This is a genomic window from Pedobacter sp., assembly GCF_031119335.1.
In the GTDB taxonomy this organism is placed as follows: Bacteria; Bacteroidota; Bacteroidia; order Sphingobacteriales; family Sphingobacteriaceae; genus Pedobacter.
Map to the genome: position 1 here is coordinate 1 of NZ_JAVHXT010000002.1, position 13,037 is coordinate 13,037.

Annotated in this window: 7 protein-coding genes; 4 read left to right on the forward strand and 3 right to left on the reverse strand. The window is 39.1% G+C overall.

Features of this window, described 5'->3' with window-relative positions:
- Positions 1-594: 594 nt before the first annotated feature.
- Together ggt and REI64_RS02270 are read right to left on the reverse strand one after the other, a co-directional pair.
- Positions 595-2,376, reverse strand: a complete 1,782-nt coding sequence (gene ggt / locus REI64_RS02265) for a gamma-glutamyltransferase (protein WP_308848465.1) — start codon at positions 2,374-2,376, stop codon at positions 595-597.
- Positions 2,345-4,120: a long-chain fatty acid--CoA ligase gene (locus REI64_RS02270; RefSeq protein ID WP_308848466.1), complete on the reverse strand. Its 1,776-nt coding sequence runs from the start codon at positions 4,118-4,120 to the stop codon at positions 2,345-2,347. The genes ggt and REI64_RS02270 overlap by 32 nt, the downstream gene beginning before the upstream one ends.
- Positions 4,121-4,406: 286 nt before the next feature.
- Between REI64_RS02270 and REI64_RS02275 the strand changes: the two genes are divergently transcribed.
- On the forward strand, positions 4,407-4,889 hold the full coding sequence (locus REI64_RS02275) for a hypothetical protein (protein WP_308848467.1): 483 nt from the start codon (positions 4,407-4,409) through the stop codon (positions 4,887-4,889).
- A gap of 66 nt (positions 4,890-4,955) precedes the next feature.
- Here REI64_RS02275 and REI64_RS02280 read toward each other — a convergent pair whose 3' ends face one another.
- Complete coding sequence (locus tag REI64_RS02280; RefSeq protein ID WP_308848468.1) at positions 4,956-6,779, reverse strand: PDZ domain-containing protein; 1,824 nt, start codon at positions 6,777-6,779, stop codon at positions 4,956-4,958.
- Positions 6,780-7,455: 676 nt separating this feature from the next.
- On the opposite strand from REI64_RS02280, the gene REI64_RS02285 reads away from it, so the two are divergent.
- The 3 genes from REI64_RS02285 to REI64_RS02295 are packed head-to-tail and all read left to right on the forward strand — an operon-like array spanning position 7,456 to position 13,025.
- Entirely contained in the window at positions 7,456-8,544 is a 1,089-nt protein-coding gene (locus REI64_RS02285) for an efflux RND transporter periplasmic adaptor subunit (protein ID WP_308848469.1), read from the forward strand.
- A 41-nt stretch (positions 8,545-8,585) separates the two neighbouring features.
- Positions 8,586-11,702, forward strand: coding sequence for an efflux RND transporter permease subunit (locus REI64_RS02290; RefSeq protein ID WP_308848470.1), 3,117 nt, complete (start codon positions 8,586-8,588; stop codon positions 11,700-11,702).
- Between the two features lie 6 nt (positions 11,703-11,708).
- On the forward strand, positions 11,709-13,025 hold the full coding sequence (locus REI64_RS02295; RefSeq protein WP_308848471.1) for a TolC family protein: 1,317 nt from the start codon (positions 11,709-11,711) through the stop codon (positions 13,023-13,025).
- Positions 13,026-13,037 lie beyond the last annotated feature (12 nt).

The following is a 13,037-nucleotide window of genomic DNA, read 5'->3' on the forward strand; positions in this document are numbered from 1 at the left end:
TCTGTTGAGGTCTATTTGAATGCTTGCGGCTTTTGTTTTGACAATGCGCATCAATAAGTAATTTACTACAAAAAGGATATCGCTGCTAGTCGTGTTTAATAAACAAAAGCTTGTACTAAAATGTAAAAATGCGGCTAAAGCCAATAACAAATCTTCCAAAATCCGTCGGTTAAAACCGACGGCAATGAAACACCAGGATAAGACCAACGGCAAATAAAACAGCAATGAAAACTCCGCAGTTGGCTGAAATTATTCGCAATTTTTTGGGCAGCAACTAACCAGCGGCTTCAACTGCTAGGCCTTTTAGGCTATGTCCACAAAATTCATTGCCGTTGGCTTTAGCCAACGGAATAGAGAATAATTCAAAAGCGGCTTTAGCCAAAATTTAGGCTTTTAAGAGCGGGGGTTATTTGCAATTGCTTAAGTTTTCTAAACCCGATTGAACGGATAGCCCGGAACGAGTGCAACGAAGTGAGGACTAGAAGTAAAAGCGGGACTTACTTTAATTGGTTTCTGGAAATTGCTTTTCAAAAACAATAAAAAAACGAGATTAACATCCGTTAACCTCGCTCCCATTTTATTACACAATAAATACTACCAACCTCCGGCGGTATCATCTCCTCGCGGATCTGCGCCTGTTTGATAAGTTCCTTTTTTAGTTACCAAAATGGCATCTACCCTGCCAATTCCGTTACGTTTATAAAAAACATAGCCTTTTGCTTCCAATTTTTGTTGCACTTCTGGTTTTAATGCATCAGGCTCAATATCTACCCTATCTGGCAACCATTGGTGATGAAATTTCTTTGCGTTTACGGCTTCTTGCATATCCATTCCAAAATCTACCACGTTTAATATCGTTTGAAAAACTGATGTCATAATTGTAGAACCACCAGGCGTTCCCACTACCATTGAAAGTTTGCCGTCTTTCTCTAAAATTGTTGGTGTCATTGAACTTAACATACGCTTGTTTGGCGCAATGGCGTTTGCTTCGTAGCCTATTAAACCAAAGTAGTTAGCTACTCCTGGCTTCACCGAGAAATCGTCCATTTCATTATTTAACAAGAAACCAGCGCCTTTTACCACTACATAATTACCATAAGAAGTGTTAATAGTTGTGGTTAATGACACGGCATTGCCCGCGTTATCTACGATAGAAAAATGGGTAGTTTCTTCACTCTCTTTTTTGACAAATTCTCCCGCTTGTATCTCGGTACTTGGCGTAGCTTTGTCCCAATTTAGGTTGGCCATGCGGCTGTGGTTGTAAGCAGGTTCTAGCAATTCTTTCTGCGGTACTTTCCAAAAATCTGGGTCGCCTAAATGTTTCGCTCTATCTGCATATACTCTTCTTTCTGCTTCTACCATTACTTGTACTGTAGAATCTGCATTAAAGCCCCATTTAGATAGCGGGTAGGTTGATACAGATTGTAACATCTGCACCAAAGCAATACCACCGCTAGAGGTAGGCGGCATGGTAATTACTTTATAGCCTTTGTAATTTCCTACTATCGGTTTTCTCCAAGCAGCGTGATAGTTTTTCAAATCTTCTTTTGAAATCAATCCACCACCTCTTTTCATTTCTTCGGCAATGTAATTAGCTACTTCGCCTTCGTAAAAACCAGCACGGCCTTTATCTCTAATTAAGCGCATGGTGTTTGCCAATTCCGTTTGCACCAACAAATCGCCCTCTTCCCACTTACCTTCGGCTTTAATTAATGCGGTACCTAGCGGATTAAACTGCTCGAACTTGCTTTTCAAACGATTAAGCTCATTCACCTGTTGTTTGGTAAGTTTAAAGCCTTTCAATGCCAACTGATAAGCAGGCTCTACCAATTCGGCCCACTTTAATTTCCCGTATTTTTTGTGCAATTCTACCATTCCAGAAACAGTTCCTGGTACACCCGCAGCCAAATGACCTTCTTTGCTTTTTTCAGAAATTGGGTCGCCATTTACATCAAGATACATGTCTTTGCTAGCTAATGCTGGTGCTTTTTCACGGAAATCCATAGAAGCAATATCGCCTTTGGCCGAGCGATAGATTAAGAAACCACCGCCACCAATATTACCAGCATTTGGATAAACCACCGCAAGTGCAAACTTAACAGCCACGGTTGCATCTACCGCATTGCCACCTTTTTTAAGAATTTCAACTCCTACGGCCGTAGCTTCGGGATGTGCAGAAACTACTGCACCATTTTTAAATTCTTGTGCTTTTCTATCAAATCCTTTATTTGCTTTAGATAAAAACTCAAAAGCTTTTACATCTTTTTCCTTTTCTACCTGGGCATTTGCGTAACCAAAATTTAAAATTAGCGCTGCCGCAAACAATGTTTTTACCTTAAACTTGTTACTTAGTTTCTGGCTGATGGTTTTCTGCATCTTTATATATTTTTTCTATAACGTCTTTATTCTTTTCTAAAATTACCTTGCGCTTTAAGCTCAATTTAGGTGTTAATTCGCCCCCATCTATACTCCACTCTTTCGGCAATAACGCAAATTGCTTTATCTGCTCCCAATTGCCAAATTCTTTATTTGCTTCGTCAATTAGCCTACGAAACTTACCCTTAACTTCCTTATTTTCAATTACAGTTTCGTTACTACCGTACTCAATTCCTTTAATTTTACACCAACCTTTAAGTGCCTCAAAATTTGGCACCACCAAAGCTGAAGGGAATTTTCTGTTTTCGCCCACCACCATGATCTGTTCAATGAGCGGTGCTTCCTTAATCTTATTTTCAATCATCTGCGGTGCAACATATTTACCTCCCGCAGTTTTAAACATTTCTTTTTTCCTATCGGTGATTTTCAAGTAGCCATCCGTAAGTTCACCAATATCTCCCGTATGGAAAAAACCTTCGTTGTCTATTGCTTCATCTGTTAATTCGGGCTTGTTATAATAGCCTTTCATCACATTATGTCCTTTTACCAAAATCTCACCATCTTGGGCAATTTTCACCTCTACCCCTTCTATTGGTTTACCTACCGAACCAAATTTAATGGCATCAAAGTAGTTTACCGATATTACTGGTGAGGTTTCCGTTAAGCCGTAACCTTCGAAAACTGGCAACCCAGCAGCCCAAAACACTCTAGCCAAGCGTGGATTTAAAGCTGCACCACCAGAAATAATCACTTCTATATTTCCTCCTAAAGCCTCCTGCCATTTCGTAAATACCAATTTTCTGGCGATACCCAGCTTAAAAGTATACCACCAACCTTTATCGGTATCGTATTTCTCTGCCAAAGCTAACGACCAAAAGAAAATCATCTTTTTAATGCCAGTTAAAGCTTTTCCTTTCTCTACTATTTTATCATAGACTTTTTCTAGCAGCCTAGGGACCGTTGAAAATACAGTTGGTTTTACAGATTGGATATCTGCTACAATGGTATCCATACTTTCTGCGTAGTAAATTGAGATATTCAGATAGGCATAAAGGTAGGAAATCATCCTTTCGAAAATATGCGACAAAGGCAGAAAACTTAGCCCGTGAGCTACTCCTTTTGGCAACAGCACCGCAGATTTTTTAAAGTTCTGCACCAAATTATCGTGGGTAAGCATTACGCCTTTTGGTGTTCCGGTAGTACCCGATGTATATATCAATGTGAGGATATCATCTGGTGTAACTTGACTTCTGTACGTTTCCAAATCAACATCTGTATTTTTGCCAATTTCTACCAATTCTTGCCAATGGCTAGCACCAGAAACTTTATTGAAGGTATATACTTTTATATCGTGCTTAACTTCCGAGATTACTTTCTTTACTTTTTCATATAACTGTTCATCGCCAACAAAAACCACAGAAATTTCGGCATCTTCTATAATGAATTTAATATCGTGCTCTGCTAAAGTTGGATATAATGGAATTTGATAAGCACCCAATTGCATAATGGCGTAGTCGCCAATGTTCCATTCTGGTCTATTGGTAGACATAATTGCCACCCTAGAGCCTTTGCCAATACCTACTGTTGTAAGACCTTTACTTAAATAGTCGGTGTGTTCACAAAACTGTTGTGTACTATATTTTACCCACTCCCCATTTATTTTCCCACTAATAAATTCATCTTTTGAAAATTTCTCCAAATTGTGTTTTAGGAGATCGAAAACTCTGGTTACTGAAGCTGACATACGATTGATTTTATATTGGCTAAACACTGAAAAACAACCATTTCTGATTGTTAAACATCCTAATTTAAGATTTTTAAACGAAGTTTATACTATGCAAGCATAATTATTTTTAAGCTCGCCTATCTCCATTTGAAACAAAAAACCTACTCCATTGTTGTTTTAAATATACAAAAGGCACAAAAGTTGTTATGCCGTGTTCATTATACATAAACAATTTACATTTTATGAAACCATCTCAATTTATCGGGATAGCTTCTTTACCATTTAAAAACAAATTTTTATACTGATGAAAAAATTACTATTTACAATTATCGCAGGTGTAGCACTTTTCACTATGAACTTATCTAGTGCAAATGCTCAAGAGTACAAAAACGCAATTGGTGGTCGTTTTGGTAGCTACAATGGAGTTTCATTTAAAACTGGCTTAAACAAGGGCGCAATGCTAGAGTTAATTGGTAACTTTAGAAGTTCTAGCGGCGTAAACTATGCGCAATTAACTGGACTTTATGAGATCTACAATCCAATTGGTGGTGCGCCAGGATTAAACTGGTACTATGGTGTTGGTGGAAGTATTGGCTCGATGAAATGGAAACATCACAACAATGATAGCGACATTTACTTAGGTGTAAATGGTGTGCTAGGTTTAGATTATAAATTTAACGGTGCGCCTATCAATTTATCTTTAGACTGGATCCCTACATTAAGATTAACTCCTGACACTGATTTTTACAGTGGTGATATTGGTTTAGGTGTGCGTTTCACATTCTAATCAAAACAATAAAGCAAAAAAAGTCCCGAGGTGCGTCGGGACTTTTTTTTTATAATGTGGCTACAATTATTTTCCAGCCATCCATCTTTTTCTAACCGCCAATTGTTGTGGTGTTGCGTTCTCGTTATAGCTTGCTTTGATACGAATATTAGGACTTTCCTTCAAGGTTAACGAAATTTTCTTTTCCAGTCCATCTCTCTTCACGGTGATTTCTACTACATCACCAACTTGTTTTTTGGCAATGCTTGGTAAAGCTTCTAAAGTTAAACCAGGGTTTGGCAATCTTATGCTGCGCATTTCATCAGCTATGCTAGAACCATCTATTGCTAAGATATCATCGTTAACATTTAAGCCTTGTACCCAAGCTGGTGAATTTCTAGAAACGCCGCTGATAGCAACCGTTCTATCTACTTTCAAAGAAGCGCCTGTATATGGTTTATTTGGTGAAGCTGTTTCTCCAACGGCATCGATACCAGCATAAGCGAAATATTTCGTGAATTCGATATCGTCTGTGCCATCTACATATTTCGCCCAGAAGTTTGTGAAGCTCATTCCGCTGATTTTCTCAACCATTGCTTTAAATTCAGCATCGGTGTAACCACGTTTTTTCACCTTACCCTCTTCGTACATTGCCTTCATTACATCATCTAAGCTTTTTGCCCCTTTAGTAGCGTTTGCGATTTCCAAATCCATCAGTAAACCAATAATTTCGCCTTTGCTATAGTATGAAATTGCACTGTTTTTTGAATTCTCGTTAGGGCGGTAACCGATGATCCAAGCGTCGAAACTTGAAGAAGAAGCCGACTGCACTTTCGATCCAGGAGTGTTAATTACAGTACCCAAACCTCCGATGATATCATTTAAGAAGGTTGCTTCGTTGGTATGTCCAGCTCTAATTAGCAGCTTGTTTTCGTAGTACGAGGTAAAACCTTCTGCTGTCCACAAGTTGGTGGTATAGTTTTCGTTATCATAATCGAACGGACCTAAGGCCACCGGACGTAATCTCTTTACGTTCCACAAGTGGAAGTACTCGTGTGCAACTAAAGAAAGGAAACCTTTGTAACCTCTTTCGGTACCGTAGGCATTTCTTGTAGCACCCAAAACAGTAGAGTTTAAGTGCTCTAAACCACCACCACCATTAGCATAGTTATGTACAATAAAAGTATAATGCTTGTTCGGGTTGTCGCCAAAAATCTTGGTTCCTTCCTCTACAATTTTAGCCATATCCACTTTTAGGCGCTCCTTATCATAATTACCGCCGCCGTACATAGCTACAATGTGTTTTACGCCCGCAGCATCAAATTCGAAAACATCTTGGTTACCTACTTCAAGTGGGCTATCGAAAAGCACATCAAAATCTGAAGCGTAGTAAGTAAATTTCTGTCCGGCAACTGGCTCTAAGCCCGTGTTTACCTGATCCCATTTGCCAAAAGGCACAATCTTCACGGTACTTGGATTTTTGATCATCCCCTCTGGGTACATAAAAATACCTGCAGAAGAAAGGAAGGCATGCGACTCATCTATAAACGCCGTACGTACAGAAATTTCGTAGGCATAAACTCTGTAATTCACTTTAACAGCAGCCGCTTTAGCGTTAAAAACTCTCCAAGTGTTTTTGGTAACTTTCTGCACTTTAGCAGGTTTCCCATTCACTGTAGCTGTAAAGTTTTCTACGTTTTTAGCAAATTCGCGAACCAAGTACGAACCTGGTGTCCAAACTGGCATCTTTAAATCTACATAATCCTTTGCCGCAATGCCCGACATGTTCATTTCTACTTCTGCGTAATGTGCTTGAGGTTCTTTAAAAGAAATCTCGAAGCCAATTTTAACTTGCGATTTAGCTGCCATTGTTAACGTTAGCAATAATGCTATCCCTAATAGTTTTTTCATTTATATTGTTTTGTTTTAGACCACCAGAACACTTTGTGCCTTTGTGGTAATCCATAAGCTTTTGCACAAAAATAAAATTTAAAACTACTTTCCTCAATGTTTATGTTAACACAGCTGTAACATAGTTAGTACATCTTCATAACCGCTGTCTTTTTACCACAAAGACGTAAGGAACACCAAGTATTAAAGAAAATTATTTGAACTATATGCTATTAAGGCTAAAGCTTTGTGAACTTAGTGCCTTCGTGGTTAACTTTTGAACGCTTAACCATACGACATGCAAATAGCCAATATCAACCACCAAGACACAAAGAACACCAAGTTTAAAAAAGAATATTTGAACTATTGATTACAAAGCTAAATCTTTGTGAACTTAGTGCCTTCGTGGTTAACTTTTGAACGCTTAACCATACGACATGCAAATAGCCAATATCAACCACCAAGACACAAAGAACACCAAGTTTAAAAAAGAATATTTGAACTATTGATTACAAAGCTAAATCTTTGTGAACTTGGTGCCTTCGTGGTCAATTTATAAAAACCTGCTTCGTAGCTGTAACATAGTTAGTACATCTTTATAATGGCGAAACAAATAGATATTTTTGTTTGTATTGATTCCATTGTTTTTTGAAATCATATTTTAAGAACAAACCAAATTCACAGCTATTTAACTTCGATGAAAAAAAGATATATATTTTATCTGATCTTGGCATTAGGACTTGCCTATCTTGTTTACTATAGAATAACTGAAAATAAAAAAATTGAAGGTGGTGGCGCAGCAGGAGGCCCCGGTAAAGGCGGAAAAGGAAAAGGCGGCCCAGCTTTAAACGTAGATGGGATCGAAGTAAAAACTTCAGAATTTAGCAACAACTTAGAAATTACTGGCAGTATAGAAGCCAATGAAGCTGTGACCTTAAGAAGTGAAGTAGCTGGTTTGGTAACTGGAATTTATTTTAAGGAAGGCGGTAACGTAAGCAAGGGCGCCACTTTGGTGAAAATAAACGATCGAGATATACAAGCGCAACTGCGTGAAGCACTCACAAGACAAAATCTTTCTGCAAGCAACGAAAACAGGGCAAAACAACTTCTGGAAAAAGGAGCTATCAGTCAGGAAGAATATGATACTTCGCAAGCCGAGCTGCAAGCTTTACGATCGCAAGTGCAATTGATCAGGGCACAATTGGCAAAAACAACCATCATTGCTCCTTTTAGCGGTAAAGTCGGTTTACGCAATATTTCAGTTGGCGAGTACCTTACCCCTAACACAGTTATCGCAAATCTGTTAAGTACCAACCCTGTTAAAATAAGTTTTTCTATTCCAGAGAAATATGTTTCGCAGCTCAATACCAACAGTAATATTTCTTTTAATATCGATGGCAGAAACAAAACCTATACAGGCAAAGTGTTCGCCATTGAACCTGGTATAAACGAGCAAACCCGAACCCTACAAATTAAAGCCTTAGCTCCAAACGCCAACAACGAACTTTTGCCTGGTTCTTTTGCCAAAGTGAAATTGGCATTAACTTCTATTAAGGATGCTATACTAATTCCAACAGAAGCGGTAATTCCAGTGTTGAAAGGAAAAGTGGTTTACATATCTAAAAATGGAAAAGCACAACAAGTTCCTATTGAAACGGGCACCAGAACTGCCGATAAAATTTTAGTACTTTCTGGCTTAAATGTAGGCGATACTGTGTTGACTACTGGTGCAATGGCGCTTAAACCAGAGGTAGATGTTAAAGTTAAAATTCAAAAATCTAAATAAATAATCCATCTCCTCCCCTTTGGGGAGGTTGGGAGGGGCTTATGAGCATATCGACCACCAGTATTAAAAGACCAGTTCTTGCCATTGTAATGAACTTGGTAATTATCCTTTTCGGGGTAATTGGCTATAACTTTTTGGGCATACGGGAATACCCATCTATTGATCCTTCGGTTATTTCTGTAAGAACTTCGTACCCAGGTGCCAATTCAGATATTATCGAGTCTCAAATTACCGAACCTTTAGAAAAAGCTATCAATTCTATTGATGGAATTAGAAATATCACTTCCTCAAGTAATCAAGGTACAAGTAACATTACTGTAGAGTTTAATTTAGGGAAGGATATTGATGTTGCCGCAAACGATGTACGCGACAAGGTATCGCAAGCTGCCAGAAACCTACCAAAAGACATAGACGGTTTGCCTATTGTAAGCAAAGCTGATGCTAACTCGGATGCGATTATTTCAATGACCATCCAAAGTGATAAACGTGGTGTAACTGATCTAAGTGATTTTGCCGAAAACGTAATTGCCGACAGGATACAGACCATTCCGGGAGTGAGTAGCATGCAAATTCAGGGGCAGCGTAAATATGCCATGCGTATCCGTATAGACCCAACGAGATTGGCTTCTTACGGTTTAACTTCACAGGATATCGTAACTGCTCTTGATCGAGAAAATGTAGAACTTCCCTCTGGAAAACTGACTGGCGCAGCTACTGAATTAACGGTGAAAACACTTGGCAAACTCACCAATGCAGAGCAGTTTAACAACCTAATTATTAAGAACGACAGTACCAGCGTGGTACGTTTACAAGATGTTGCCGTTGCCGAAATTGGCTCGGAAAACGAAGAAACTGTACTTCGCGAATCTGGCAAACCGATGGTTGCCGTGGGTGTTATTCCGCAACCTGGAGCTAACTACCTAGATATCAGCAAGGAATTTTATGCCAGATTTGACAAGCTACAGGCAGATATGCCAGAAGACATCAAGCTTAAAGTTTCTTTAGATACCACCAGGTTTATCAAAAGTTCGGTAACTGAAGTAGCTGAAACCATTTTAATTGCCTTAGTACTGGTAATCTTGGTAATTTACCTATTCTTCAGAGATTGGGGAATTGCTTTCAGGCCGTTGATTGATATTCCTGTATCCTTAATTGCGACGTTTTTCATCATGTACATTTTTGGTTTCTCCATCAATGTACTTACACTATTGGCCATTGTTTTAGCAACTGGTTTAGTAGTGGATGACGGTATCGTGGTAACGGAAAATATCTTCAAAAAAGTGGAGGAGGGCTACTCTCCTATCGAAGCGGCTATTAAAGGTTCTAATGAAATTTTCTTCGCCGTAATTTCCATTTCAATTACCTTGGCGGCGGTGTTTTTGCCAGTAATTTTCTTACAAGGATTTGTTGGGCGGCTGTTTCGGGAGTTCGGGGTCACTATTGGTGCGGCGGTATTAATCTCCGCATTCGTATCATTGACTTTAACTCCTATGTTGAATGCTTATTTGATGAAGAAAGGTGGTCATAAACCTTCCAAATTTTATCGAATTACCGAACCTTACTTCGTAAAACTGAATGAAGCCTACAAAAGTAATCTTGAAAAATTCTTAAATCGCCGCTGGCTTTCTGCTCCAATCATTTTAGTTTGCGCAGGGCTGATTTTCCTTTTCTGGAAAGTTTTGCCCAAAGAGACTGCACCATACGATGACAGAAGTGCCATTAACATGAACGTAAGCACACCAGAGGGCTCTTCTTTTGCATTTACAGATCGTTTTGTGATGAAGATCAACCAGATGGTACTCGATTCAGTTCCTGAAAAAAATGTGAATATCACCATTACCTCTCCAGGTTTTGGCGGCGCTGGTGCTACCAACTCTGGTTTTGTAAGAATGGGTTTGGTTGATCCTGGCGATCGCGAACGTACGCAGAAAGAAATAGCAGATAACCTGACAAAGATCACCAGAAAATACACAGAAGGGAAAGTTACCGTGACGCAGCAACCTACTATTTCTGTGGGGCGTAGAGGTGGTTTACCCATCAGTTACATTATACAAGCTCAAAATTTCGAGAAGCTAAGAGACAAAGTTCCCGTATTTATGGAGGCTGTTTCGCAAGATCCAACTTTCACTACTTCTGATGTGAACTTGAAATTCAACAAACCAGAAATCAACCTCACTATTGATAGAGAAAAAGCGAAGAGCTTGGGCATTTCTATTGTTGATATTGCACAAACATTACAGCTTGGTTTAAGTGGTCAGCGTTTTTCTTACTTTTTTATGAACGGCAAGCAATACCAGGTGATTGGTCAGTTTGATGTCGCCAATAGAAAAGATCCCTTAGATTTAAGTTCTGTTTACGTACGTAACGATAAAGGTCAGCTTATTCAGTTAGACAACGTGGTTACTGCAAAAGAAGAAAGCAGTCCGCCGCAACTGTACCGCAACAACAGGTTTATTTCTGCTACAGTCTCGGCAGGTTTAGCACCTGGCAAAAGCATTGGTGAGGGCATTGATGCTATGGACAGAATTGCCGCCAAGGTGTTAGATGAAAGTTTCACTACCGATTTAAGTGGCGAGTCGCGAGATTTCAAGGAGAGTTCATCAAACACTATGTTCGCTTTCGGATTAGCCTTGCTATTAGTCTACCTAATTTTAGCGGCGCAGTTCGAAAGTTTTAAAGATCCAGTAATCATTATTTTAACCGTACCAATGGCGGTTGCAGGTGCATTCTTATCTTTATGGTTATGCGGGCAAAGCTGGAATATTTTCAGTCAGATTGGAACCATCATGCTAATTGGTTTGGTAACCAAAAACGGCATTTTGATTGTAGAATTTGCCAACCAACTTAAAGAGCAAGGAAAATCTGTACAAGAAGCCATTAGAGAGGCTGCTGTTTCTAGGTTACGTCCAATTTTGATGACTAGTTTGGCTATTGCGATTGGTGCGTTGCCCATTGCTATGGCATTGGGAGCGGCAGCAAAAAGCAGAATGAGTATGGGAACCGTAATTGTTGGCGGCACAATGTTTTCTCTCATTTTAACACTATTTGTAATCCCTGCCATTTACTCCCTTTGGTCTAAGGAACATAAAGAGAACAAAGACTTAAAACAATCTTTAGCAGCGGCAACAGCCGATGAAGAAACACCTAAAAACCAATAGCATAAGATGAAACAGTACAAATTTAGGATGCTTGGAGTGCTATCGATTTTTTTATCTAGCACCTTGGTTTACGGACAAGAAAAACTGACTTTGCAAGAAGCCATCCGTACCGCTTTGCAAAACAACTACGACATTAAACTCATTAAAAATGAAACGCAGATTGCCAAAAACAACGCAAATTTAGGTAATGCAGGTATGCTGCCCTTAGTTATCGGAGATTTCTCTACTGGCGGCAGCAGGCAAAACACTTTACAAACACAAGCCAGTGGAACTGAACGAAGAATTAATGGTGCGAGAAACAGCAACATGGGCTATGGTGTTGGTTTAGACTGGACGGTTTTTGATGGTTTTAGCATGTTCGCCAATTACGATCGCTTAAAGGCATTAGAGCAACAAGGAGAAAAAAATGCTACACAGCAAATTTTAACCACAATTACCGACGTACTTGCTGCCTATTACAATGTTGCCAAGCAGCAACAATTAGTTATTGCTGCAGACAGCACCATAGATATTTCTTCATTTCGTTTGCGCATAGCGGATAGCAAGCTGAAAATAGGCCGTGGTTCTAAGCTAGATGTACTTGCCGCTCAAGTAGATTATAATACTGACACTTCGAGTTATTTGCAGCAAAAAAATCTGCTAGACAATTACATGGTAACCCTAAACCAGCTTATGGCCCGCAATGTAAATATCAAATTTACGGTAGACAATGCTTTCGATATAGAAGAGAACTTGAATTACACCAATTTAGCAGCTCAGCTAGATCAATTAAACCCAGCTTTGCAGAGTGCTATCCTTAACAAGAAAATTGCCGAATTAAGTTTAAAGCAAGTGCAGGGTAACCGCTATCCTCAAATAAGTGTAAATAGTGGGTATGATTTTAACCGGAGCGAATCGCCTACAGGATTTAACACGCAATTTAGAGCTCGGGGTTTTAGCTATGGACTAACAGCAACAGTAAACATTTTTAACGGCTTTTTACAACGTCAGAACGAACGAAATGCAAAAATCAATATCAATACTGCCGAGTTACAACTTAACCAAACTAAGCAAAATCTTAATGCGCAGCTTACAAGCGCTTATCAGGATTATTCTACCTTCTTAGAGCTGGCGAAATTGGAGCGAGGCAATATAGAGATCGCTACCCAAAATCTAGACATCACTCTAGAAAAATATAGATTGGGCAATATTACCCCTTTAGAATTAAGGGAAGCACAACGAAATTTTATTGATGCGAACAACAGATATTTGGAAATAAAATACCAGGGTAAACTTGCCGAAATTTATTTAAAACAGATTAGCGGCACGTTAAATCTTCAATAACGTACGGGCGAA